Origin of the sequence: Pseudomonas sp. URMO17WK12:I11 (assembly GCF_007677725.1) — a bacterium.
Lineage (GTDB): Bacteria > Pseudomonadota > Gammaproteobacteria > Pseudomonadales > Pseudomonadaceae > Aquipseudomonas.
Window position 1 is genome coordinate 155815 of the sequence record NZ_VEDF01000003.1, and the last position, 23530, is coordinate 179344.

Annotated in this window: 21 protein-coding genes; 16 read left to right on the top strand and 5 right to left on the bottom strand. The window is 63.4% G+C overall.

All coding sequences use genetic code 11. The features are described from left to right. The first annotated feature begins 5 nt into the window (after positions 1 to 5). The 7 genes from FS665_RS06975 (at position 6) to FS665_RS07005 (ending at position 8087) form a co-directional block, all read left to right on the top strand. Entirely contained in the window at positions 6 to 1256 is a 1251-nt protein-coding gene (locus tag FS665_RS06975; RefSeq protein ID WP_145185365.1) for an AGE family epimerase/isomerase, read from the top strand. A gap of 104 nt (positions 1257 to 1360) precedes the next feature. Further along, positions 1361 to 2647, top strand: a complete 1287-nt coding sequence (locus tag FS665_RS06980) for an ABC transporter substrate-binding protein (RefSeq protein ID WP_145185368.1) — start codon at positions 1361 to 1363, stop codon at positions 2645 to 2647. A gap of 179 nt (positions 2648 to 2826) precedes the next feature. Then, a complete protein-coding gene (locus FS665_RS06985) occupies positions 2827 to 3735 on the top strand; it encodes a carbohydrate ABC transporter permease (RefSeq protein WP_145185371.1) in 909 nt (302 codons plus the stop codon). Then, entirely contained in the window at positions 3728 to 4573 is an 846-nt protein-coding gene (locus FS665_RS06990) for a carbohydrate ABC transporter permease (RefSeq protein ID WP_145185374.1), read from the top strand. Before FS665_RS06985 ends, FS665_RS06990 begins: the two co-directional genes overlap by 8 nt. Positions 4574 to 4576: 3 nt before the next feature. Beyond that, complete coding sequence (locus tag FS665_RS06995) at positions 4577 to 5731, top strand: ABC transporter ATP-binding protein (RefSeq protein WP_145185377.1); 1155 nt, start codon at positions 4577 to 4579, stop codon at positions 5729 to 5731. A gap of 40 nt (positions 5732 to 5771) precedes the next feature. Continuing rightward, complete coding sequence (locus FS665_RS07000; RefSeq protein WP_145185380.1) at positions 5772 to 7115, top strand: carbohydrate porin; 1344 nt, start codon at positions 5772 to 5774, stop codon at positions 7113 to 7115. A gap of 117 nt (positions 7116 to 7232) precedes the next feature. After that, the gene (locus tag FS665_RS07005) at positions 7233 to 8087 is read left to right on the top strand and encodes a D-hexose-6-phosphate mutarotase (protein ID WP_145185383.1); all 855 of its coding nucleotides are present in this window, start codon (positions 7233 to 7235) and stop codon (positions 8085 to 8087) included. On the opposite strand, the gene hexR is transcribed toward FS665_RS07005, so the two are convergent. Next, a complete protein-coding gene (hexR, locus tag FS665_RS07010) occupies positions 8080 to 8943 on the bottom strand; it encodes a DNA-binding transcriptional regulator HexR (protein WP_178108309.1) in 864 nt (287 codons plus the stop codon). The two genes, FS665_RS07005 and hexR, sit on opposite strands and share 8 nt — an antisense overlap. A 211-nt stretch (positions 8944 to 9154) precedes the next feature. On the opposite strand from hexR, the gene zwf reads away from it, so the two are divergent. The 3 genes from zwf to FS665_RS07025 are packed head-to-tail and all read left to right on the top strand — an operon-like array spanning position 9155 to position 12022. Next, positions 9155 to 10624: a glucose-6-phosphate dehydrogenase gene (gene zwf / locus FS665_RS07015; RefSeq protein WP_145185389.1), complete on the top strand. Its 1470-nt coding sequence runs from the start codon at positions 9155 to 9157 to the stop codon at positions 10622 to 10624. Next, positions 10611 to 11324: a 6-phosphogluconolactonase gene (gene pgl, locus FS665_RS07020; RefSeq protein ID WP_145185393.1), complete on the top strand. Its 714-nt coding sequence runs from the start codon at positions 10611 to 10613 to the stop codon at positions 11322 to 11324. Before zwf ends, pgl begins: the two co-directional genes overlap by 14 nt. Positions 11325 to 11341: 17 nt before the next feature. Beyond that, positions 11342 to 12022, top strand: a complete 681-nt coding sequence (locus tag FS665_RS07025; RefSeq protein ID WP_145185396.1) for a bifunctional 4-hydroxy-2-oxoglutarate aldolase/2-dehydro-3-deoxy-phosphogluconate aldolase — start codon at positions 11342 to 11344, stop codon at positions 12020 to 12022. Between the two features lie 187 nt (positions 12023 to 12209). Here the strand turns inward: FS665_RS07025 and leuA are convergent, their stop codons facing one another. From leuA to xseA, 3 genes are all read right to left on the bottom strand, one after another. Continuing rightward, the gene (gene leuA / locus FS665_RS07030; RefSeq protein ID WP_145185399.1) at positions 12210 to 13883 is read right to left on the bottom strand and encodes a 2-isopropylmalate synthase; all 1674 of its coding nucleotides are present in this window, start codon (positions 13881 to 13883) and stop codon (positions 12210 to 12212) included. 344 nt (positions 13884 to 14227) lie between these two features. Further along, a complete protein-coding gene (locus tag FS665_RS07035) occupies positions 14228 to 15055 on the bottom strand; it encodes a M23 family metallopeptidase (RefSeq protein ID WP_145185402.1) in 828 nt (275 codons plus the stop codon). A 3-nt stretch (positions 15056 to 15058) separates the two neighbouring features. After that, on the bottom strand, positions 15059 to 16438 hold the full coding sequence (gene xseA, locus FS665_RS07040; protein WP_145185405.1) for an exodeoxyribonuclease VII large subunit: 1380 nt from the start codon (positions 16436 to 16438) through the stop codon (positions 15059 to 15061). A 120-nt stretch (positions 16439 to 16558) separates the two neighbouring features. Here xseA and FS665_RS07045 point away from each other — a divergent pair, with 120 nt between their 5' ends. The 4 genes from FS665_RS07045 to guaA all read left to right on the top strand — a co-directional run bounded on the left by FS665_RS07045 (position 16559) and on the right by guaA (position 21201). Further along, positions 16559 to 17314 carry a sulfite exporter TauE/SafE family protein gene (locus FS665_RS07045; protein ID WP_145185408.1) on the top strand — a complete coding sequence of 252 codons (756 nt, stop codon included), beginning with the start codon at positions 16559 to 16561 and terminating at the stop codon, positions 17312 to 17314. 46 nt (positions 17315 to 17360) lie between these two features. Next, positions 17361 to 17909, top strand: coding sequence for a sugar ABC transporter ATPase (locus tag FS665_RS07050; RefSeq protein WP_145185410.1), 549 nt, complete (start codon positions 17361 to 17363; stop codon positions 17907 to 17909). Positions 17910 to 18027: 118 nt separating this feature from the next. After that, entirely contained in the window at positions 18028 to 19497 is a 1470-nt protein-coding gene (gene guaB / locus FS665_RS07055; protein ID WP_145185413.1) for an IMP dehydrogenase, read from the top strand. Between the two features lie 126 nt (positions 19498 to 19623). Continuing rightward, complete coding sequence (gene guaA / locus FS665_RS07060) at positions 19624 to 21201, top strand: glutamine-hydrolyzing GMP synthase (RefSeq protein WP_145185416.1); 1578 nt, start codon at positions 19624 to 19626, stop codon at positions 21199 to 21201. Between the two features lie 86 nt (positions 21202 to 21287). Here guaA and FS665_RS07065 read toward each other — a convergent pair whose 3' ends face one another. After that, complete coding sequence (locus FS665_RS07065) at positions 21288 to 22232, bottom strand: AraC family transcriptional regulator (protein WP_145185419.1); 945 nt, start codon at positions 22230 to 22232, stop codon at positions 21288 to 21290. A gap of 178 nt (positions 22233 to 22410) precedes the next feature. Here FS665_RS07065 and FS665_RS07070 point away from each other — a divergent pair, with 178 nt between their 5' ends. Both FS665_RS07070 and FS665_RS07075 read left to right on the top strand, forming a co-directional pair. Next, positions 22411 to 22845 carry a hypothetical protein gene (locus tag FS665_RS07070; protein WP_145185422.1) on the top strand — a complete coding sequence of 145 codons (435 nt, stop codon included), beginning with the start codon at positions 22411 to 22413 and terminating at the stop codon, positions 22843 to 22845. A gap of 15 nt (positions 22846 to 22860) precedes the next feature. Then, complete coding sequence (locus FS665_RS07075) at positions 22861 to 23520, top strand: hypothetical protein (RefSeq protein WP_145185425.1); 660 nt, start codon at positions 22861 to 22863, stop codon at positions 23518 to 23520. The last annotated feature ends 10 nt before the right edge of the window (positions 23521 to 23530 follow it).

The window sequence follows — 23530 nt, forward strand, 5'->3', positions numbered from 1 at the left end:
TGGGCATGAAGCACGATCATCATCCGTTTGCCAGCGAGCTGGACGCGCCGGTTCATGCAACCTGGCTCGCCAATGAAGGCCTGCGTCTGCTGGCATTCGCCAAGGCCGCCAAGCTCCCCGAGGGCTTCGGCGATCTCGATGCGGTCGGCTGCCTGGCGCCCGAGGCCGTGGCCCAGACGCTGACCACCGCGCGCATGACCCATTGTTTCGCCCTTGCGCACCTCCAGGGCATCCCTGGTTGCCTGGCCCTCGCCGAGCATGGCGTCGCGGCCTTGCGCGGCGCGTTGCACGATTCGACCCATGGCGGCTGGTACGCCTGCGCCAAGCAGACTGCCGAGGGCGTCAAGACGGCCTACCTGCACGCCTTCGTCGCGCTGGCAGCGAGTTCGGCGACATTGGCCGGGGTCGCCGCGGCGCCGGCGCTGCTGGCAGACGCTGTGCAGGTGCTCGAGCAGCGGTTCTGGTGCGAGCAGGAGGGGGCGCTGCTGGAAAGCTTCTCGCGCACCTGGGGGCAGCCTGAGGGCTATCGCGGCGCCAACAGCAACATGCATGCAACCGAAGCCTTCCTCGCGCTGGCCGACGCCACCGGCGACACATCGTGGCTGCAGCGGGCCTTGCGCATTGCCGAACGCATCATCGGCAGCCATGCCGCTGCCCATGGTTATCGGGTCGTCGAGCATTTCGACGCGGCCTGGCAACCGGTGCCGCACTACAATGCCGAGCGACCCGCCGACCTGTTCCGTCCCTACGGCACCACACCTGGGCATGCCCTGGAATGGGCACGCTTGTTACTGCACCTGGAGGCCAGCCTGCAGTTGGCCGGGCTTGCGCCACCCGAGTGGTTGCTGGCTGGCGCCCGCAGCCTGTTTGCCAGCGCCTGTGAGCTGGCGTGGGCGGTCGACGGTGAGCCAGGTTTCGTCTACACCCTGGACTGGGATAACCGCCCGGTCGTCCGCCAGCGCCTGCACTGGGTGCATGCCGAGGCCTGCGCGGCAGCGGCTGCGCTGCTGCGCAGAACCGGCGATGCCCAGTACCAGCAGTGGTACCAGCGCGTGTGGCGCTTCATCGACCGCTGCTTCATCGACCGCGCTGCCGGTAGCTGGCACCACGAACTCGATGAGCACAACCGTCCGGCCGGCACGTTGTGGCCCGGCAAGCCGGACCTTTATCACGCCTACCAAGCGGTCCTTCTGCCGCAACTGCCGCTGGCCCCAGGCCTTGCCCGCTCACTCTCGGCTTATGTAACCAAACGATGACATTCATGCATCGCTTCGTTACCTGGCGAAGCGTGCCTGCTGATTACACTCCATGCCATGCAAGCGATCGACTTGCCCGGCATAACAACAAGAAAGGTATTTCGATGAATCCGACACTGCGTCTCGCCGCTGCCATTTCCCTCGCTTCGCTCATGCCACTGAGCGCGTCTGCCGCCGATGCCAAAGGCACGGTCGAGGTCGTGCACTGGTGGACCTCCGGCGGTGAAAAAGCCGCTGTCGATGTGCTCAAGGCCCAGGTCGAGAAAGATGGCTTCACCTGGAAGGACGGCGCGGTTGCCGGCGGTGGCGGCGCCACGGCCATGACCGTGCTCAAGAGCCGCGCGGTCGCCGGCAACCCGCCTGGCGTCGCTCAGATCAAGGGGCCGGACATCCAGGACTGGGCTGCCACCGGCTTGCTCGATGCCGATGTGCTCAAGGATGTCGCCAAGCAGGAAAAATGGGATGCGCTGCTCGACAAGAAGGTTGCCGATACCGTGAAGTACGACGGTGACTACGTGGCCGTTCCCGTCAACATTCACCGCATCAACTGGCTGTGGATCAACCCTGAGGTGTTCAAGAAGGCCGGCATCGACAAGGCGCCGAGCAACCTCGACGAGTTCTACGCCGCCGCCGAGAAACTCAAGGCCGCAGGTTTCATCCCCTTGGCCCACGGCGGCCAGCCCTGGCAGGACAGCACCGTGTTCGAAAGCGTAGTGCTGTCGGTGATGGGCCCGGAGGGGTACAAGAAAGCCCTGGTCGATCTCGATGAAAAAGCCCTGACCGGGCCCGAGATGGTCAAGTCGTTGACCGAACTCAAAAAAGTTGCCACCTACATGGACCCGGACGGCAAGGGCCAGGACTGGAACCTGGAAGCGGCCAAGGTCATCAACGGCAAGGCCGGCATGCAGATCATGGGTGACTGGGCCAAGAGCGAATGGACGCTGGCCAAGAAAACCGCCGGCAAGGACTACCAGTGCGTGGCCTTCCCCGGCACCGAAAAGGCGTTTCTCTACAACATCGACTCGCTGGTGGTGTTCAAGCAGAACGACGCCGGTACGGCGGCTGGCCAGCAGGACATTGCACGCAAGGTCCTCGGTGAAGACTTCCAGAAAGTCTTCAGCATCAACAAGGGCTCGATCCCGGTGCGCAACGACATGCTCGCCGACATGGGCAAGTACGGTTTCGACGCCTGCGCCCAAACTTCGGCCAAGGACTTCCTGGCCGATGCGCGCAGTGGCGGTCTGCAGCCGAGCATGGCGCACAACATGGCCACCACGCTTGCGGTGCAGGGCGCCTTCTTCGATGTGGTGACCAACTACATCAACGACCCCAAGGCCGACCCGGCCGATGCGGCGAAGAAACTGGCCTCGGCGATCAAGGCTGCCCAGTAGGCGGCAGTTCAGACGCTTGCGCGGCCTTCGTCGCGCCAGGACCGCCGAGCGGTCCCGGAACCCGGCAGCGCAGGCCCTTCGGAACAGTTCTGCCATTCGGCGTTGGGGCTGCTAGGCAGCCCTTTTCGCGACCCAAGGCCGCTGCCACGAACCCTGTGGCAGCGCTTTAAAGGTGACCCATGACTACAGCGACCGCCCAATTGCGGGCCACTCCCCTGGACGCGCTACAGCGCTGGCTACCGAAACTGGTGCTGGCGCCGAGCATGTTCATCGTTCTGGTGGGGTTCTACGGCTACATTCTCTGGACCTTTGTCCTGTCCTTCACCACCTCCACCTTCCTGCCCACCTACAAATGGGCGGGGCTGGCGCAGTACACGCGGTTGTTCGACAACGATCGCTGGTGGGTGGCGAGCAAGAACCTGCTGGTGTTCGGCGGATTGTTCATTGCCGTGAGCCTGGCGATCGGCGTGCTGCTGGCCGTGCTGCTGGACCAGCGCATTCGTCGCGAAGGCTTCATCCGCACCATTTACCTGTACCCCATGGCGCTGTCGATGATCGTCACCGGTACGGCGTGGAAATGGCTGCTCAACCCTGGCATGGGCCTGGACAAGCTGCTGCGCGACTGGGGCTGGGAGGGCTTTCGCTTCGACTGGCTGATCGACCCGGACCGGGTGGTGTACTGCCTGGTGATCGCTGCCGTGTGGCAGGCCTCGGGGTTCATCATGGCGATGTTCCTGGCCGGCCTGCGTGGGGTCGATCAGTCGATCATCCGCGCAGCGCAGATCGATGGCGCCAGCCTGCCACGCATTTACTGGACTGTGGTGCTGCCCAGCCTGCGCCCGGTGTTTTTCAGCTCGCTGATGATCCTTTCGCACATCGCGATCAAGAGCTTCGACCTGGTGGCGGCGATGACCGCCGGTGGTCCGGGGTACTCATCGGACCTGCCAGCGATGTTCATGTACTCGTTCACCTTCAGTCGCGGCCAGATGGGCATGGGCTCGGCCAGCGCGATCCTCATGCTCGGAGCGATCCTGGCGATCCTCGTGCCGTACCTGTATTCGGAACTGCGGAGCAAGCGCCATGCATGATCCAGCCGTCAAACCGGCGCTGAGCCTGAGCCGCGTCGTCATCTACGCCGTCTTGCTGGTCGCGGTGCTGCTGTACCTGGTGCCGCTGGTGGTGATGCTGCTCACCAGCTTCAAGACCCCCGAAGACATCAGCGCCGGCAACCTGCTCAGCTGGCCTGCGGTGATCACCGGCATTGGCTGGATCAAGGCCTGGGACACGGTCAGTGGTTACTTCTGGAACTCGATCATGATCACCGTGCCGGCGGTGCTGATCTCTACCGCGATCGGCGCGCTGAACGGTTATGTGCTGTCGATGTGGCGCTTCCGTGGCTCGCAGCTGTTCTTCGGCTTGCTGCTGTTCGGTTGCTTCCTGCCGTTCCAGACGGTGCTGCTGCCTGCTTCGTTCACCCTCGGCAAACTGGGCCTGGCCAGCACCACCACCGGTCTGGTGCTGGTCCACGTGGTGTACGGACTGGCGTTCACCACGCTGTTCTTCCGCAACTTCTATGTCGGCATCCCCGACGCGCTGGTCAAGGCGGCGCGTCTGGATGGCGCAGGGTTCTTCACCATTTTCCGGCGCATCATCCTGCCGATGTCGACGCCGATCATCATGGTCTGCCTGATCTGGCAGTTCACCCAGATCTGGAACGACTTCCTGTTCGGGGTGGTCTTTTCCAGCGGCGATTCCCAGCCGATCACCGTGGCGCTCAACAACCTGGTCAACACCAGCACGGGGGCCAAGGAATACAACGTCGACATGGCAGCGGCGATGATCGCCGGCCTGCCCACCCTGCTGGTGTACGTCGTGGCAGGCAAGTATTTCGTCCGCGGGCTCACGGCCGGCGCAGTCAAGGGGTAAGTCATGGCAACGCTTGAACTTCGCAATGTAAACAAGACCTACGGCAGTGGCCTGCCCGACACCCTCAAGGACATCCAGCTGGCGATCAAGGACGGTGAATTCCTGATCCTGGTGGGCCCGTCCGGGTGCGGCAAGTCGACGTTGATGAACTGCATCGCCGGCCTTGAAACCATCAGTGGCGGCGCCATCCTGATCGACGACCAGGATGTCAGTGGCATGAGCCCGAAGGATCGCGACATCGCCATGGTGTTCCAGTCCTACGCGCTGTACCCGACCATGACCGTGCGCGGCAACATCGAGTTCGGCTTGAAGATCCGCAAGATGGACCAGGCAGCCATCGACGCGGAAGTCGCCCGTGTGGCCAAGCTGCTGCAGATCGAGCACTTGCTCGAGCGCAAGCCGTCGCAGCTCTCGGGCGGTCAGCAGCAGCGCGTGGCGATGGGCCGGGCGCTGGCGCGGCGGCCGAAGATCTACCTGTTCGACGAACCGCTGTCGAACCTCGACGCCAAGCTGCGCGTTGAGATGCGCACTGAAATGAAACTGATGCACCAACGCCTGAAAACCACCACGGTCTACGTCACCCACGACCAGATCGAAGCCATGACCCTGGGCGACAAGGTGGCGGTGATGAAGGACGGCATCATCCAGCAGTTCGGCACCCCGCAGCAGATCTACAACGACCCGGCCAACCAGTTCGTCGCCAGCTTCATCGGCTCACCGCCCATGAATTTCATACCCGTGCGCCTGGCGCAGCAGGACGGGCGGATGATGGCGCCGCTCGACAGCGGCCAGGCACGCTGCGAATTGCCGTTGGGGCCAGCCGATGCGGCGCTGCAGGGCCGCCAGGTGATCCTCGGCATTCGCCCCGAGCAGATCAGCCTTGGGGGCGGCGAGGGCAATGGCCTGCCGGCGATCCGCGCAGAGGTGCAGGTGACCGAGCCGACCGGGCCAGACTTGCTGGTATTCGTCACCCTCAACCAGACCAAGGTCTGCTGCCGTTTGGCACCCGATACCCACTGCCGGGTCGGCGACAGCCTCACGCTGCAGCTTGACCCGGCCCGGGTGCTGCTGTTCGACGCCGACAGCGGCGAGCGCTTGCACCTGGCCAGCAACACCACCGCAGTGAAGGACAACGTGGCTCATTTCGTGGGCCGCTGACTCGTCTACACCATCAATAAGAAAAAGAGGACGCAAAGGGATGGAACAGCGCAATCGCATCAAAACACTGGGCTCGCTGGCTCTGCTTGCCGTGGTTGGCAGCAGCGGCGCCCAGGCTGCCGAAGCATTTTCCAGCGAATCGAAATGGATGAGTGGGGATTGGGGCGGAGCTCGCACCGAGTTGCTGGACAAGGGCTACGACTTCACCCTCGACTACGTCGGTGAGGTGGCCGGTAACCTCAATGGCGGCTACAACGACGACAAGACAGCCCGCTACAGCGACCAGTTCGCCCTTGGCGCACACCTGGACTTGCAGAAGATCTTCGGTTGGCACGACGCCGAGTTCAAGTTGGGGATCACCGAGCGCAGTGGTCGCAACCTGTCCAACGACCGCATCAGCGACCCGCGCGCCGGGCAGTTCAGCTCGGTACAGGAAGTCTGGGGGCGCGGCCAGACGTGGCGCCTGACCCAGCTGTGGGTCAAGCAGAAGTACTTCGATGGCGCCCTGGACGTGAAATTCGGCCGCTTCGGCGAGGGCGAGGACTTCAACAGTTTCCCCTGCGACTTCCAGAACCTGGCGTTCTGTGGCTCGCAGGTGGGCAACTGGGTGGGCGGCATCTGGTACAACTGGCCGGTCAGCCAGTGGGCGCTGCGGGTCAAGTACAACATCACTCCGGAATTCTTCGTCCAGGTGGGCGCGTTCGAGCAAAACCCCTCGAACCTGGAAACCGGCAATGGCTTCAAGCTCAGCGGCAGCGGCACCAAGGGTGCCATCTTGCCAGTGGAGGCGGTCTGGTCGCCGAAGGTCAATGGCTTGCCGGGCGAATATCGACTCGGTTACTACTACAGCACCGCTGACGCCGAGGATGTCTACAAGGATGTCAACGGCAACCCGCAGGGCATCAGCGGCGCTGGCTTCAAGTCGCATTCGAGCAAGCATGGCTGGTGGGTCGTGGCGCAGCAGCAGATCACCGCGCAGGGCGGCGACGTCAACCGTGGTCTGAGCCTGTTCGCCAACTTCACCGTGCATGACAAGGCGACCAACGTGGTCGACAACTACCAGCAGGTGGGCCTGGTGTACAAAGGCGCCTTCGATGCACGGCCCAAGGACGACATCGGCTTCGGCATCGCCCGCATCCACGTCAACGACGACGTCAAGAAACGCGCCCAGCAGCTCAATGCGCAGAACGGCATCGACGATTACGACAATCCAGGCTTCCTGCCGTTGCAGCGTACCGAGTACAACGCCGAGCTCTACTACGGCTTCCACGTCACCAATTGGCTGACCGTGCGGCCTAACCTGCAGTACATCAAGAGCCCAGGCGGGGTGGATGAGGTCGACAATGCACTGGTGGCAGGGTTGAAGATTCAGTCGTCATTCTAAGCTTAGTTGTTGTAAATTTACGCCAATCCACACTCGGCTCCCGGCACCCACTGGCTTGCAGTGGTTGTCGGGAACGGGCCGAGACAGCGCTATCTCAAACAACAAGAGCTTGGAACCATGCCTGAACATCCGCTCCATCGCTTCTTCACCTCGCAGCGGCCCAGGCCGACCTTCGAGTGGGAGCGTTACCAGCAGCGCGATGTGCTGGTCATCGATCACCCCCGTTGCCAGGCGGTATTCAGTCGCCAGGGTGCGCAACTACTGCACTTTCAACCGGCCGGGGAGCGGCCGTGGTTATGGTGCGCCGAACAATGGCCGCAAGTGGGCGCGATTCGCGGTGGTGTGCCGGTCTGCTGGCCCTGGTACGGGCGTCACCCCAGCGAGGATTTGTGGCCGGCGCACGGTTGGGCGCGGCTGCTCGACTGGAAGCTGGTGGACAGCCGCGAAGACGCTGACGGCGTTACCCTGAAATGGCGCCTCGACCTGTGCGACTGGCAGGTCGATCTGCATGCGCGCCTGGGCAATCGCATGGAATTGAGCCTGAGCACCGAGCATCAGGACAGCGAACCGTGCCAGCTGAGCCATGCGCTGCTGGCCTACTGGCGCATCAGCGACGTGTCTGAGATAGCGCTGTCTGGCCTTGAAGATATCGAAGGTTATGACCGCCTTAACCGCCAGCGCTGCCGGGAGCAGGGGGCGCTGAGGCTCAGGGGCGGCTGCCAGAAGGTCTATCCAGGTACTGCGCGAGTGCAGCTCAATGACCCGGCCTGGAAGCGCGAGTTGTGCATCGATACCGGCGACAGCGACGACACCGTGGTGTGGCATCCGGGCAACCGGCCGCTGATGGGCGTCAGTGGCCGCGAGTGCCAGGGCTTCGTCTGTGTCGAAGCGGCCAGCGGCAGCGACGAGGGCCTGAGCCTGGCGCCCGGTCAACGGGCTCACCTGCGCCTGCAGGCGCACCGGCTCAATTGAGTTCGTCGTCCTCGATCGGGTAGCGGCTGGCGTTGAGGCTTTCCTTGATCTTGCGCAGATGGGGCTGGAAATCTACGCCACGGCGCAGGGTCATGCCGGTAGCCAGCACATCGAGCACGGTCAGTTGAATGATGCGCGAGGTCATCGGCATGTAGATGTCGGTATCTTCCGGCAGGGGAATGTGCAGGCTCAGGCTGCAGGCCTGCGCCAACGGTGATCCGGCCGCCGTGAGGCCCAGGACCGAAGCGCCGTTTTCCCTGGCCAGGCGGGCCACTTCGACCAGCTCGCGGGTGCGCCCGGTGTAGGAGATGATCACGAACAGATCGCCGGTGTGGGCTACCGAAGCCAGCATGCGCTGCATCAGCACATCGGCATGGGCCGACACTGCCAGGTTGAAGCGAAAGAACTTGTGCTGGGCATCCAGGGCCACCGGCGCCGAGGCACCCAGGCCGAAGAAGTGGATCTGCCGGGCCTGGATCATCATGTCCACCGCGCGGCTGACCTGTTGCGGGTCCAGTTGCTGGCAGGCGCTGTCGAGCGAGGCGATGGCGCTGCCGAAGATTTTCTGGGTATAGGCCGCTGGATCGTCATCGGCGGCCACGGCGCGGCTGACATAGGCCGCGCCGCTGGCCAGGCTCTGCGCCAGTTGCAGTTTGAGTTCCGGGTAGCCGCTGACGCCGAACGAGCGGCAGAAGCGGTTGACGGTCGGCTCGCTGACCTTGGCCGCCTGGGCCAGCGCGGCGATGCTGAAGCGAGTGGCTTGTTGCGGGTTGAGCAGGATGACTTCGGCGACTTTGCGTTCGGCCTTGTTCAGCTCGTCGAGGCGGCCCTGGATCTGCTCCAGGAGGTTACGCACGCGGTCCATGGTATGTCCTTGGGTCGGGAAGACAGCCAGCTGAGGGAGCAGCAGGCTTTATTGCAGGTCGTCTATCGTACTGTCGGGGCGTTATGCGCACCACTCGTCTGTAACGTTTAGGCAGTATGTTGTAGTTTTTACTACATTATTCCTTGAAAACCCGGTGTGAAACCGGTATTTCTAGTCCAACTTTAGGAAAGAACCCAACATCATGGCTGCGATCAGTGTTGAACCTTGCACCTTCGCCCTGTTTGGCGCCCTCGGCGACCTGGCATTGCGCAAGCTGTTTCCTGCGCTTTATCAGCTCGACCGTGCCAACTTGCTGCACGCCGACACCCGGCTGCTGGCCCTGGCGCGCGAGCCGGGCAGCGCGCAGGAGCACCTGAACGACATCGAGGCGCACTTGCGCCGGCATGTGCCGGAAACCGATATCGAGCCCGCCGCCTTGGGTCGTTTCCTTGCTCGCTTGAGCTACCAGCACCTGGATTTCCTGCAAGCCGATGGTTACCAGGCGCTGGCCGAACAGGTGGTGGGCGAGCAGCCGCTGATTGCCTATTTCGCTACAGCAGCCGCCGTTTACGGGGCCATCTGTGAAAACCTCGACAAGGCAGGCCTGGCGCCGCGCACCCGTGTCGTGCTGGAAAAACCCATCGGCCATGACCTTGAATCGTCGCGGCGGGTCAATGATGCGGTCGCGCGTTTCTTCCCGGAAAGCCGGGTCTATCGCATCGACCATTACCTGGGCAAGGAAACCGTCCAGAACCTCATCGCTCTGCGGTTCGCCAACAGTCTCTTCGAAACCCAGTGGAACCAGAATTCCATCTCCCACGTGGAAATCACCGTGGCCGAGAAGGTCGGCATCGAAGGCCGCTGGGGCTATTTCGACAAGGCTGGCCAGCTGCGTGACATGATTCAGAACCACCTGCTGCAGCTGCTGTGCCTGATTGCCATGGACCCCCCGAGCGAGTTGTCGGCCGACAGCATTCGTGACGAGAAGGTCAAGGTGCTCAAGGCCCTGGCGCCCATTACCGGGGAAGGCCTGACCACCCGCGTGGTGCGCGGCCAATACATCGCCGGCTACAGCGACGGCAAGCCCGTGCCGGGTTACCTCGAGGAAGACAACTGCAACGCCCAGAGCGACACCGAAACCTTCGTCGCCTTGCGTGCCGACATCCGCAACTGGCGCTGGTCCGGCGTGCCGTTCTACCTGCGTACTGGCAAGCGCATGCCGCAGAAGCTGTCGCAGATCGTCATTCATTTCAAGGAAACCCCGCACTACATCTTCGCCCCGGAGCAGCGCTTGCAAGTCGGCAACAAGCTGATCATCCGCTTGCAACCGGACGAGGGCATCTCCTTGCGGGTGATGACCAAGGAGCAAGGCCTGGACAAGGGCATGCAATTGCGCAGCGGCCCGTTGCAACTGAATTTTTCCGACACCTGGCGCAGCGCGCGGATTCCGGATGCCTACGAGCGCCTGCTGCTGGAGGTGATGCGCGGTAACCAGAACCTGTTCGTGCGCAAGGATGAAATCGAGTACGCCTGGAAGTGGTGTGACCAGTTGATCGCCGGTTGGCAAAGCGCGGGCGATGCGCCCAAACCTTACGCTGCCGGTTCCTGGGGGCCGATGAGCTCGATTGCATTGATTACCCGAGATGGGAGGGCATGGTATGGCGATATCTGAACTGCAACTGCCAGCATCCGTGAAGGCTCACGCGCTGGCCGACGCCAACGCCTTGGCCAGTACGCTGGCCGCTGACGTCGCGCAACGGCTAGGTGAAGCCATTGCGCGTAACGGTCAGGCTTGCGTGGTGCTGTCAGGCGGGCGCAGCCCGGTGCCGTTTCTGCAGCGACTGGCCAGTGAGCCGCTGGACTGGAGCAAGGTCACGGTGAGCCTGGCGGACGAACGCTGGGTACCGGTCGAACACCCCGACAGCAACGCCGGCCTGCTGGCCCGGCATCTATTCAAGGGGCCGGCGGCCAAGGCACGCTTCATAGGCCTCTATCGACAGGCGGAGAATGTCGATAACGCGGCGGCTGAAGCCGACCAGGCATTGGCCGACCTGCCCTCGATCGATGTGCTGGTGCTGGGTATGGGCGACGATGGCCACACTGCGTCGCTGTTCCCCAACAGCCCCAACCTGGCCGAGGCGCTGGACCCTGCTGGCAAGCGCCGCTGCTTGCCACTGCTGGCGCCGAGCGTGCCGCACCAGCGCCTGTCGATGACCCGCGCACTGCTGGCCAGCGCAGCGTTCACCGCGCTGTCCGTGCAAGGTCCGGGCAAACTCGCTACCCTGCGCGCCGCGCTGGCGGGCAACGACCTGTCCGAAATGCCGATTCGCGCCTTTCTTCACGACCCCCTGGACATCTACTGGTGCCCATGAGCCAAGGATCCACTGTCATGACCACCCTTGAACGCCCTCAGCCAAAGCTCTCGATGGCCGACAAAGCCGCGCGGATCGATGCCATTTGCGAAACGGCGCGCATCCTGCCGGTAATCACCATCGCCCGCGAGGAGGACATTCTGCCATTGGCTGACGCCTTGGCTGCTGGCGGTATCCGCACCTTGGAAGTGACCTTGCGTTCGCAGCATGGCCTGAAGGCCATCGAGGTGCTGCGTGAACAGCGCCCGGAGCTGTGCGTAGGCGCCGGCACGGTGCTCGATCGCAAGATGTTCGCCGCGGTCGAAGCGGCGGGCGCGCAGTTTGTGGTGACTCCGGGTATCACCGAGGACATTCTCGAGGCCGGGGTCGATAGCGAGATCCCGCTGTTGCCAGGCATCAGCACGCCGTCCGAAATCATGCTGGGCTATGCCCTGGGCTACCGCCGGTTCAAGCTGTTCCCTGCTGAGATCAGCGGCGGCGTGGCGGCGATCAAGGCATTCGGCGGGCCATTCGGCGACATTCGTTTCTGCCCGACCGGTGGGGTCAACCCGGCTAACGTGCGCAATTACATGGCCTTGCCCAATGTGATGTGCGTCGGCGGTACCTGGATGCTCGATAGCAGCTGGATCAAGAACGGCGATTGGGCGCGGATCCAGGCGTGCAGCGCCGAAGCGATGGCACTGCTGGACGCCAACTGATTTCGTTGTGTGCTTTACGGCTTATGGGGCGCTTGGTCGGCGCCCCTTTTTTTGTCTGCAGTAGTTCCAGGTGCTCAAGGAGTGCCGGCGTGCCACGCCGTTATTCGCAGAGCCCAGGCTCGCCCATGCAGACCAACGAAAAAGCCCGCATCCAGGGATGCGGGCTTTTCTTGCGAACGGCCGAGGCTTAGGCCGCCTTGGCTTCCTGCTGGCTCAGCGAGCGGTTCAGCGCACTGAACAGCGCCTTGAAGCTGGCAGTGGTGATGTTCTCATCGATACCAACACCATGGACCGGGCGACCGCCGGCCACGCGCAGTTCGATGTAGGCCGCCGCCTTGGCGTTGGTGCCTGCGCCGATGGCGTGTTCGTTGTAGTCCATGATTTCCACGGCGACCGGCAGACCGGCGACCAAGGCTTCCAGGGCGCCATTGCCCTTGCCGCGCCAATGCAGCGTGGTTTCGCCCTCGCCGGCGACTTCGACTTCCACCGCGCTGTGGCCGTTTTCTTCCTGCAGGCGGTGGCTGACCAGCGCATATGGCGCGTTGGCCTGCAGGTATTCCTTGTGCAGCAGGCTGTAGATCTGCTGCGCAGTCATTTCCAGGCCCAGGCGGTCGGTTTCGCTCTGCACCACCTGGCTGAACTCGATCTGCATGCGGCGCGGCAGGCTGATGCCGTATTCCTGCTCGAGCAGATAGGTAATGCCGCCTTTGCCCGACTGGCTGTTGACGCGGATCACCGCCTCGTAGCTGCGGCCGATGTCGGCCGGATCGATCGGCAGGTACGGCACTTCCCACACTTGACCGTCTTGCTGCTTGGCGAAGCCTTTGCGGATGGCATCCTGGTGCGAGCCGGAGAAGGCGGTGTGGACCAGGTCGCCTACGTAAGGGTGGCGTGGGTGCACCGGCAACTGGTTGCATTCCTCGACGACCTTGCGCACGCCGTCGATGTCGGAGAAGTCCAGCAGCGGGTCGATGCCCTGGGTGTAGAGGTTCAGCGCGAGGGTCACCAAGTCGACGTTACCGGTGCGCTCGCCGTTGCCGAACAGGCAGCCTTCGGCGCGATCGGCCCCGGCCATCAGGCCCAGTTCGGTGGCAGCGATGCCGGTGCCGCGGTCGTTGTGGCAGTGCAGGCTGATGATCACGCTGTCACGACGGCTGACGTTGCGGCAGAACCACTCGATCTGGTCGGCATACACATTAGGCGTGGAGACCTCCACGGTAGCCGGCAGGTTGAGGATGATCTTGTGCTCAGGCGTCGGGTTCCACACCTCGATGACGGCGTCGCAGACTTCCTTGGCGAATTCCATTTCAGTGGCGCTGAAGGTTTCAGGCGAATATTGGAAGGTCCATTGGGTGTCCGGCTGCTGGGCTGCGTATTTGACGAACAGTTTGGCGGCGTTCACTGCAATGTCCTTCACGCCCTGCTTGTCCTGGTTGAAGACGATGCGGCGGAACGACGGGCAGGTGGCGTTGTACAGGTGGACAATGGCTTTCTTGGCCCCGCGCAGCGACTCGAAGGTGCGCGCGATCAAGTCTTCACGGGCCTGGGTGAGCACCTGGATGGTGGTGTCGTCAGGAATGTGACCCTCTTCGATCAGCGTGCGCACGAAGTCGAAGTCGGTCTGCGAGGCCGATGGGAACGACGCCTCGATCTCTTTCACGCCCACCTGCACCAAGGTCTTCCAGAAGCGCAGCTTCTTCTCGGCATCCATCGGCTCGATCAGCGACTGGTTGCCATCACGCAGGTCCGAACTGCACCAGATCGGCGCCTGGGTGATGGTCTTCGATGGCCAGGTACGGTCAGGCAGGTCGATGGTTGGGAAGGCGCGGTATTTCTGCGAAGGGTCTTTGAGCATGGTCATGGAAGCGTTCCTGTTGTCTGCGGCCGAAAATCGGGCCTGCCGTGTGCTGACGAGATAAAGAGGCGAGGCGATGCGATTTAGCCTGGTAGTCGAGCGCTGACCAGGCAGAGGCTGCGGTGTTGTCGGAGCAGAATGAGGGTTTCGAGGGTTTTCATGCCCTCAAACTTAACCAGTGGGGTAGGGGAAGGCAAGCGTTGCGGAAAAATTGAGATAAATGCTTAAAAAAAGCGTATTTGCAAGATTTTGTGGCTGTTAGTTACTTGATAGGTAGAAATTTTTGCGCTGTCTTTTTCGATGGCGCAACTTGGGAGAAGTCGCGCCAGCAGCTCGGATTTCCGCCTGGTTCACGGCTGGAAAGCGCCGATAAAGATCGCCGGGTCGACCCGCGCGTCATTGAGGCTAACGTTCCAATGCATGTGCGGACCCGTCGCCCGTCCGGTAGAACCGACCCGGCCAACCACTTCGCCGCGACGCAACTGCTGGCCGACCTGCACGTCGATCTTCGACATGTGGCAGAACATGCTGATGAACCCCTGGCCGTGGTCGACGAACACCGTGCGGCCGTTGAAGAAGTAGTCGCCTACCAGGATCACCTTGCCATTGGCAGGCGTCTTGATCGGCGTACCAGCTGGTACGGCGAAGTCCAGCCCGGCGTGGGGGTTGCGTTCTTCGCCGTTGAAGAAGCGGCGTACGCCGAACTTGCTCGACAGCGGCCCGTTGACCGGTTTGTCCAGGATCAGGTTGCTCGGCAGCACCTGGCTGAAGCTGCGGTAGGCCTTGATCTGCTCCGCCAGCTCGCGGTCGATGCGCTTGAGGTCGGCCGGGTTCGGGTTGACCTGCCGGGTGTTCTTGAGGGTGATGCGCTGTTCGGGGTACTGCTTGCTGCCGACGTTGAAGGCCAGGTTGCGCCCGCCCTGAGTCAGCACCGCAGTGCCCGGCTTCTGGGTCAGTGGAATGCCGACGATGGCCAGCCAGTTGTCCTGCTCCTTGACCACCAGCACCGGCTTACCGTCGAAGCGCGCACTGGGCGCTGCCGCCGCCGGTCCGAGGTCGACCACCGCCACGCCACCGGGTACGGGCTTGTTCAGTGTGCGGGTGATGTAGCTGGCCTGGGCACCTGCGGCCAGCAACAGGAGGGAAAGGGCGAGCAGGGGCGTGAACAGGCGGGGCATGTGTCAGTCCAGTAGCGAGAGGGTGACCGGAGTCAGGTGATTGTCTTCGACGCGCACCTGCAGTTCGCCTTCGTTCAGGCGGGCTGTGAGGCGCTGGCCGTTGCGCGTCTGCTCGGCGCTGCGGATGGCCTGGCCATGCTCGTCGAGCACGATGCTGTAGCCGCGCGCCAAGGTGGCCAGCGGGCTGACCACCTGCAGCGTTTGCAGCTGCGCCTGAAAGCGCTGGCGGCGATCCTTGAGCGCGTCGCGCATGGCCCGTGGCAGGCGTTCGGCCAGGCTGTCCAGGCGTTGCCCGAGGAGCTTCAAGGTGCGCCCAGGATGCTGCGCGGCCAGGCGCGTATCGAGCCGGCCGAGGCGCTCGCGGCGCTGGTTGAGGCTGAGCAGGAAGGCCCGGCGCAGGCGCATGTCCAGATCGTCCAGGCGCTGCGCCTGCTGACGCAGCCGTTCGCCTGGATGGCGTAGGCGGCGGGTCAGCGAATCGAGGCGCAGGCGGTCATGGGTGATGCGGTTGCGCATGCGCAGCAGCAGGCGTCGCTGCAGGCCGTCCAGGCGCTGTTGCAGGCCGCTGCTGTCAGGGGCCAGCAGCTCGGCGGCAGCCGAGGGCGTGGGCGCGCGGACGTCGGCGACGAAGTCGGTGATCGAGACATCGGTTTCGTGGCCGACGGCGCTGACGATCGGCGTGACGCAGGCCGCCACCGCGCGCGCCACGGCTTCTTCGTTGAAACACCAGAGGTCTTCCAGCGAGCCGCCGCCACGGGCCAGGATCAGCGCATCGAAACCTTGGCGATCGGCCTGTTGCAGGGCGTGGACGATTTGCCGGATCGCTTCGCGGCCTTGCACGGCAGTGGGAATCAGATTGAGCTCGACCTGCGGTGCGCGGCGACGGAACACGCTGATGATGTCGCGGATCACCGCGCCGGTGGGCGAGGTGATGATGCCGATGCGCTGCGGGTGGGCCGGCAGCGGCCGCTTGCGCTCGGCGCTGAACAGCCCTTCGGCGCCGAGCTTCTCCTTCAAGGCCTCGAAGGCCAGGCGCAGTGCGCCATCACCGGCAGGCTCGACGGTGTCGAGGATCAATTGATAATCGCCGCGCCCTTCGAACAGCGAAACCTTGCCGCGCACCCGCACCGCCAGGCCATCACGCAGGGCCTGGCGCACACGCAGTGCATTCTGCCGGAACAGTGCACAACGCACCTGGGCGCCGCTGTCCTTGAGGGTGAAGTACAGGTGCCCGGAGGCCGGACGGGCGAGGTTGGAGATTTCGCCTTGCACCCAGACACTGCGGAACACGTCTTCGAGCAGCACGCGAGCGCGGCCGTTGAGTTGGCTGACGGTGAGGACGTCGCGGTCCAGGCCGAGTCGTTCGAACGGGTCTTTGATCATCGGCGCATGATACGCGGCTGGCGTGCGATCTGATAGACGTTGCAAAGCGCGCCCGGCCCCTTTCCACCCTTGGCCATTGTCACTACGATGCAGCCTTCAAAGGAATGAGAGGCCAGTGACATGCTCGCCCAGTTACCCTTCGCCGGCCTCGACTGGCTGGCGATCCTGCTGGCCGTCGGCGCGGCCTACATCGTCTTCGGCATTGCCGGCTTTGGCACCGCGCTGGTCGCAGGCCCCGTGTTGATTCACTTCATGCCGCTGTCGCGGATCATCCCGCTGCTGGTGCTGTTGGACTTCGTCGCCGCCTTCGGCAACCTGCTACCGTCACGGCGTGACGTGGTGCGCGGTGAGCTGCTGCGCTTGCTGCCGTTCATGGCCCTGGGCTGCACCCTCGGCGTGCTGTTCCTGCTGCACTTGAAATCCGACGTGCTGTTGTTGCTGATGGGGCTGTTCGTCACCGGCTACGCCCTTTATAGCCTGGCAGTGAAGGTGCGCCCGTCGAACCTCTCTGGCTTCTGGGCCGTGCCGATGGGCACGGTGGGCGGGCTATTCGGGGCGTTGTTCGGCAGTGGCGGGTTTCTCTACGCGATCTACCTGAGCGCGCGACTGCAGGCCAAGGAACAGGTACGCGCCACCCAGAGCGCGCTGATCAGTTGCAGCACGATGGTGCGCCTGTCGCTGTTTTTGCTTGCCGGGGTGTATGCCGACGTCAGCCTGTTGCTGCTCGCCGCGTGTCTGCTGCCGTGCATGTTCGTCGGCCTGTGGATTGGGCGACGGGTGACCTTGAGGCTATCGCGCGAAGCCTTCGTGCGCCTGGTGACCTGGCTGGTGCTGGTCAGCGGCCTGGCGCTGATCGGTCGCTACCTGAGCGGCTGAGCTGTAGAATCGGGTGATTACCGCAGTCTGCAGGCCCGCCTCGTCCATGAACAGCAAAAGCATCATCGTCCCCAAACTGTCCACCGTCCCTGCCCACGAAGCCCGCGCGCGGGCCATCGTGCGCTGGTTGGTGCGCGAGAAGATCGTCGAGGAGCCGCTGAGCACCTGCGCCAGCACCGGCAATCGCATGGGCCACGCCCTGGCTGAAGGCGCGCGCAAGGTCGCACTGCACCCGGAGAAGCTGCCGTTCGGTCAGCCGGTCAATGGCCTGGAAGTGGTGCTCAAGCGCTGCATCTATACGCCGACCGAACACTTTCTCGAAGAAGCCGGCTGCCCGCAGTGCCGCCGCGAAGTCGGCGAGCCGCTGTTCGAAAGCCTCGAAGAGTGGATGCCCGGTGTGAGCGACAATTTCACCTGCCCGCTGTGCGGTCACGAAGACGACATCAACGGTTTCATCTTCTTGCAGCCTTGCGCGTTCTCCAACCTGGGCTTCATTTTCAACAACTGGGGCGAAGCCGGCTTCACCCCGGCCTTCCTCGCCAGCTTCGCCGACTGGCTCGACCAGCCCGTGGCGGTTGTCCATGCTGGGGCCTGACGGCAGCTTGCCGCTCGCAGCGTGCCGCTCGTAGCGTGGGCGTCGATTTGCGTTGAGTGGAACGGGGTGGATGAGTATAATGGCGCGCTTCCATTTTTCCCGCCCGGGAGCCCCCGCGATGCTGCGTATCAGCCAAGAAGCCCTGACCTTCGACGATATCCTCCTTGTACCTGGCTACTCCGAGGTACTGCCCAATGAAGTCAGTCTCAAGACCCGTTTGACTCGTGGCATCGAGCTGAACATCCCGCTGGTTTCCGCTGCCATGGACACCGTCACCGAAGCGCGCCTGGCCATCGCCATGGCCCAGGAAGGCGGCATCGGCATCATCCACAAGAACATGACCATCGAGCAGCAGGCCGGCGAAGTGCGCAAGGTCAAGAAGTTCGAGGCTGGCGTGGTCAAGGACCCGATCACCATCGACGCCGACGCCACCGTGCGCGACCTGTTCGAGCTGACCCGCCTGAACAACATCTCCGGCGTTCCGGTACTGGAGAACGGTGACCTGGTCGGTATCGTCACCTCCCGCGACGTACGCTTCGAAAACCGCCTGGAAGCCCAGGTGCGCGACGTGATGACGCCCAAAGAGCGCCTGGTCACCGTCCGCGAAGGCGCGGACAAGAACGAAGTCCGCGAGCTGCTGCACAAGCACCGCCTGGAAAAAGTCCTGATCGTCGACGACAAGTTCACCCTCAAGGGCATGATGACCGTCAAGGACATCGAGAAAGCCAAGGCCTATCCCCTGGCCAGCAAGGACGACCAAGGTCGCCTGCGCGTCGGTGCTGCGGTCGGTACCGGCAAGGACACCGGCGAGCGCGTCGCTGCCCTGGTTGCCGCTGGCGTCGATGTGGTGGTGGTCGACACCGCCCACGGTCACTCCAAAGGCGTGATCGATCGCGTGCGCTGGGTCAAGGAAACCTACCCGCAGGTGCAGGTGATCGGCGGCAACATCGCCACCGGCGCTGCGGCCAAGGCCCTGGCCGAAGCCGGCGCTGACGCGGTCAAGGTCGGTATCGGCCCAGGCTCGATCTGCACCACCCGTATCGTCGCCGGTGTCGGCGTGCCGCAAATCAGCGCCATTGCCAACGTCGCCGCAGCCCTCGCAGGCACTGGCGTGCCGCTGATCGCCGACGGTGGTATCCGCTTCTCGGGTGACCTGTCCAAGGCCATCGTCGCCGGCGCGTCCTGCGTGATGATGGGCTCGATGTTCGCCGGTACCGAAGAAGCACCGGGCGAAGTCGAGCTGTTCCAGGGTCGGTCGTACAAGGCCTACCGCGGCATGGGCTCGCTGGGCGCGATGGCGCAGGCGCAAGGCTCCTCCGACCGTTACTTCCAGGACTCCTCGGCTGGCGCCGAGAAGCTGGTCCCGGAAGGTATCGAAGGCCGCGTGCCGTACAAAGGCGCACTGGCCGCGATCATCCACCAGCTGATGGGCGGCCTGCGTTCGTCCATGGGCTACACCGGCAGCGCCACCATCGAAGAGATGCGCACCAAGCCGGAATTCGTGCGCATCACCGGTGCCGGCATGGCCGAGTCCCATGTGCATGACGTGCAGATTACCAAAGAAGCGCCTAACTACCGCGTCGGCTGACGCCATCAGCGGCAAGCTTCGAGCTACAAGCTATAAGCGGTGGTCGCGTTGTCGCGACTGCCGCGTTTTCCCCGATCAACTTGCAGCGTGCAGCGTGAAGCTTGCCGCTGCACCAGAGATTGAGTCATGGCCCTCGACATTCACGCCCACCGTATCCTGATCCTCGATTTCGGTTCCCAGTACACCCAGTTGATCGCCCGCCGCGTGCGCGAGATCGGCGTGTACTGCGAACTGCACCCGTTCGACATGGACGATGAGGCAATCCGCGAATTCAATCCGCGCGGCATCATCCTTGCCGGTGGCCCCGAGTCGGTTCACGAAGCCAACAGCCCGCGTGCCCCGCAGGCCGTGTTCGACCTCAACGTGCCGGTGCTGGGCATTTGCTACGGCATGCAGACCATGGCCGAACAGATGGGCGGCAAGGTGGCAGGTTCGGAGCTGCGCGAGTTCGGTTACGCGCGCGTCGACGTGGTCGGCAAGAGCCGTCTGCTCGATGGTATCGAAGACCACATCGACGCCGATGGCGTACTGGGCCTGGACGTGTGGATGAGCCACGGCGACAAGGTTACCCAGATGCCGGCCGACTTCCATGTGCTGGCCAGCACCCCGAGCTGCCCGATCGCCGGCATGTTCGATGATGCCCGCGGCTACTACGGCGTGCAGTTCCACCCGGAAGTGACCCACACCAAGCAAGGCGGTCGCATCCTGTCGCGTTTCGTGCAGGACATCTGCGGCTGCGAAGCCCTGTGGACCCCGTCCAACATCGTCGAAGACGCCATCGCCCAGGTGCGCGAGCAAGTCGGTTCGGCCAACGTCCTGCTGGGCCTGTCCGGCGGCGTCGACAGCTCGGTGGTTGCCGCGTTGCTGCATCGCGCCATCGGCGACCAGCTGACCTGCGTGTTCGTCGACAACGGCCTGCTGCGCCTGCACGAGGGTGATCAAGTGATGGCCATGTTCAAAGAGAACATGGGCGTCAAGGTGATCCGCGCCGATGCTGAAAAGCAGTTCCTCGACAACCTCGAGGGCGAAGCGGACCCGGAGAAGAAGCGCAAAATCATCGGTCGCACCTTCATCGACGTGTTCGACGCCGAAGCCAGCAAGCTTGAAAACATTCAGTTCCTCGCCCAGGGCACCATCTACCCGGACGTGATCGAATCGGCCGGTGCCAAGAGCGGCAAGGCCCACGTGATCAAGTCGCACCACAACGTCGGTGGCCTGCCTGAAGAAATGAACCTCAAGCTGGTCGAGCCGCTGCGTGAACTGTTCAAGGACGAAGTGCGCAAGATCGGCCTGGAGCTGGGCCTGCCGTACGACATGGTCTACCGCCACCCGTTCCCAGGCCCAGGCCTGGGTGTGCGCATCCTCGGCGAAGTGAAGAAGGAATACGCCGACATCCTGCGCCGCGCCGACCACATCTTCATCGAAGAGCTGCGCAAGGCCGACTGGTATCACAAGACCAGCCAGGCCTTCGTGGTGTTCCAGCCGGTCAAGTCGGTGGGCGTCGTAGGCGACGGCCGTCGCTACGCCTGGGTCGTGGCCCTGCGCGCGGTGGAAACCGTGGACTTCATGACCGCACGCTGGGCGCACCTGCCCTACGAGCTGCTGGAAACCGTCAGCGGCCGTATCATCAACGAGATCGAAGGCATTTCGCGCGTCACCTACGACGTATCGAGCAAGCCGCCAGCGACCATCGAGTGGGAATGATCCCGCGTCCGGTCTAGGCCGTCAGCGCAACGCGCTTATCAATAGCCCGCCTAACAGCGGGCTTTTGCTTTTCCGGCATAGCGCACTCACTGCATGCCAGGCGGATGACCGAAATACGCTTTGTAGGCATGGCAGAAATTGGCCGGGTTGGCGTACCCCACCTGATACGCCACCTGCGAAACCTGCCAGCGGCGCTCGAGCAGCAGCAGGCGCGCCAGCTCCATGCGCTGCTCGCGCACGTACTGCAGGATCGAGCGGCCGAATGCCTGGCTGAATGCCCGGCGCAGGGTGCTTTCGCTCACGCCCAGTTGGCGGGCCAGCGCGGCGGCGGTAGGCGGGTTGGCCAGGTTGCTGTCGAGCACATGGCGGGCTTCGAAGGCCAGGTCCCGCAGCCCGCGCGTGGCCTTGCCAGGGCTCGGCTGCTCAGCACCGAAGTGCCTGGCCAGTTCCAGGACGATGGCCAGGCTCACGCTCTCGCAGTGCAGGCGCTTGAGTCCACCGGTGTAGGGGGACAGGTACAACTGTTGCAACAGGCGGCCAACCGTGGGGCACTGTGGCAGTTGGCTGAAGTGCATGCCGTCTGTAGCCAGCTTGAGCAGCGCCAGCAGTCGAGGCTCATCGGCTACCAGCTCACTCAGATAGCCGGCGGCAATGCGTACCCCGGCCATGCGCGCGTGGCTGTGTGCGGGCAGATGGTCCTGGGCTTCGCAGCGCTCACCCAGGCCCAGCAGGTGCAACTGGCCGCTTTGGTAGGTATTGAGCGTGCCATCGACCCGGTGCTGCCAGGTGCCATCGAGTACCTGCACCACGCACAGACTGGGCGGCAGCACCTTGTCGATGCGCAGTGGCTCGGGAAACTGCAGGTTGCAATCGAAGTACTGCAGGCCCTGGTGCACGGTCTGCGCCCAATAGTGGCCCGTGGCGCTACCCATGACCCGCGCCGAGCGCGCATCCAGCACTCCGGCGCTGGCCAGTGAGCCGGGGCGATCATAGGAAAAAGCGGTATCCAGGTAAGGACTGGTCGATGGCATGTGCGCTGGGCGTCCAGGTTGTCGGCGGCATGATGGCAAATGGTAACGCGTGCACATTTTTGGCAACAGGTTTTGTGCGCAGTGGGCTATCTGTTGTGCGACCCGGTCAAGGGGGTTGGCAGTGGCTACCGTGCTGGCTTCAATGTTCGATTGTTTCGCATCAGGACCGAGAAAAGCCATGTTCAACTATCGCAAATGGGTCGCCTTGGCAGTGGCCATGTTCAGCCTTTGTGCAGGTCAGGTACATGCTGAAGAGCGCCCGCAAGTCGCCGAGCAGGTGGTCGCGTATATCGGCGAGCAGGGCGTCAAGGTGTGGACGCTGCGCATTGGCGAGCGCGCTGCCAACGAGGCGCTGGTCCAGGTCGAAGGTGTCGACCACGACTGGAACATGCGCATCCAGAAGATGCAGGTCGAGAAGACCGCCAAGGATACTCGCTACTACACCACCGTCGATGGCCAGAAGTTCGTGACGCTGATCGTCCAGGGCATGTGGGGAGGTGAGTTGTACCTGCCAGGTGAGCCGCAGCCACTGAGTGTGGGCTATTCCGAAGGTGTGTCGCGTCAGGGCAACGCGCAGGCGTTTCTCACCGACTACCTTGCAGCGCAAAAGTGATCGAGGAGCGATGCCATGAGTGAATCCACCGAGCCGCTGCATGAGCTGTCAGGGTCGCTGGGCGCCGACTACGATCAGTCTCGTACGGCCCAGTGTGAGCGAGTGATCACCGAGCTCAAGCAGGTGATCGAGCGCGTGCCTGAGCAAAGCGAGTTCACCAATTCGCGGCGCTACCGCCTGTGGGGGCCTGTATTGCTGGTGGCTTCGCTGGTGTTGCTGGTGACCACCTTCGATCCCCAACGCTTGGGCGTGGTTGCCTTCTGCGGCGTGCTGGTCCTGATCACTGCAGGCTTGACCTGGCAGCACCGCAACGCCGGTACGCAGGTGTTCATGCGCCTGAGCCGTCGGCAGCTGTGGGTCGACACGCTGGATGCACCGGTCGATCTGGCTGAAGTCGAGGACGTCGCGGTCAAGGACGAGGGGCTGGTGATGATGCAGACGCTGGAGATGAGCAGCGAGGCTGCTTTGCCCAAGCACCGGGTGAAGAAGCTGCAGTTCTTCGGTAATCAGGCGATGGTCCTGAAAAAGCCGCGCCCGCAGATTCGTATCCTGTCGGCCGGATTGGCCAGCAATGGTCGCAAGCTGGATAACGACGAAGTGCTGGCGATCTTGGCCGCCTATCGCGACGCCGCCCATGCGCAGCGGCAACTGGAGCTGATGCAGGCAGCCGGATGAACCAGCAGTT

Coding starts and splice junctions, on each gene's coding strand:
- FS665_RS06980 (WP_145185368.1), top strand. CDS start 1,361: ATGAATCCGACACTGCGTCTCGCCGCTGCCATTTCCCTCGCTTCGCTC.
- FS665_RS06990 (WP_145185374.1), top strand. CDS start 3,728: ATGCATGATCCAGCCGTCAAACCGGCGCTGAGCCTGAGCCGCGTCGTC.
- guaA (WP_145185416.1), top strand. CDS start 19,624: ATGGCCCTCGACATTCACGCCCACCGTATCCTGATCCTCGATTTCGGT.
- pgl (WP_145185393.1), top strand. CDS start 10,611: ATGGCGATATCTGAACTGCAACTGCCAGCATCCGTGAAGGCTCACGCG.
- FS665_RS07025 (WP_145185396.1), top strand. CDS start 11,342: ATGACCACCCTTGAACGCCCTCAGCCAAAGCTCTCGATGGCCGACAAA.
- FS665_RS07065 (WP_145185419.1), bottom strand. CDS start 22,232: ATGCCATCGACCAGTCCTTACCTGGATACCGCTTTTTCCTATGATCGC.
- FS665_RS07045 (WP_145185408.1), top strand. CDS start 16,559: ATGCTCGCCCAGTTACCCTTCGCCGGCCTCGACTGGCTGGCGATCCTG.
- FS665_RS07035 (WP_145185402.1), bottom strand. CDS start 15,055: ATGCCCCGCCTGTTCACGCCCCTGCTCGCCCTTTCCCTCCTGTTGCTG.
- FS665_RS07050 (WP_145185410.1), top strand. CDS start 17,361: ATGAACAGCAAAAGCATCATCGTCCCCAAACTGTCCACCGTCCCTGCC.
- FS665_RS06995 (WP_145185377.1), top strand. CDS start 4,577: ATGGCAACGCTTGAACTTCGCAATGTAAACAAGACCTACGGCAGTGGC.
- FS665_RS07070 (WP_145185422.1), top strand. CDS start 22,411: ATGTTCAACTATCGCAAATGGGTCGCCTTGGCAGTGGCCATGTTCAGC.
- FS665_RS07000 (WP_145185380.1), top strand. CDS start 5,772: ATGGAACAGCGCAATCGCATCAAAACACTGGGCTCGCTGGCTCTGCTT.
- FS665_RS06985 (WP_145185371.1), top strand. CDS start 2,827: ATGACTACAGCGACCGCCCAATTGCGGGCCACTCCCCTGGACGCGCTA.
- FS665_RS06975 (WP_145185365.1), top strand. CDS start 6: ATGAAGCACGATCATCATCCGTTTGCCAGCGAGCTGGACGCGCCGGTT.
- FS665_RS07005 (WP_145185383.1), top strand. CDS start 7,233: ATGCCTGAACATCCGCTCCATCGCTTCTTCACCTCGCAGCGGCCCAGG.
- xseA (WP_145185405.1), bottom strand. CDS start 16,438: ATGATCAAAGACCCGTTCGAACGACTCGGCCTGGACCGCGACGTCCTC.
- zwf (WP_145185389.1), top strand. CDS start 9,155: ATGGCTGCGATCAGTGTTGAACCTTGCACCTTCGCCCTGTTTGGCGCC.
- leuA (WP_145185399.1), bottom strand. CDS start 13,883: ATGACCATGCTCAAAGACCCTTCGCAGAAATACCGCGCCTTCCCAACC.
- guaB (WP_145185413.1), top strand. CDS start 18,028: ATGCTGCGTATCAGCCAAGAAGCCCTGACCTTCGACGATATCCTCCTT.
- FS665_RS07075 (WP_145185425.1), top strand. CDS start 22,861: ATGAGTGAATCCACCGAGCCGCTGCATGAGCTGTCAGGGTCGCTGGGC.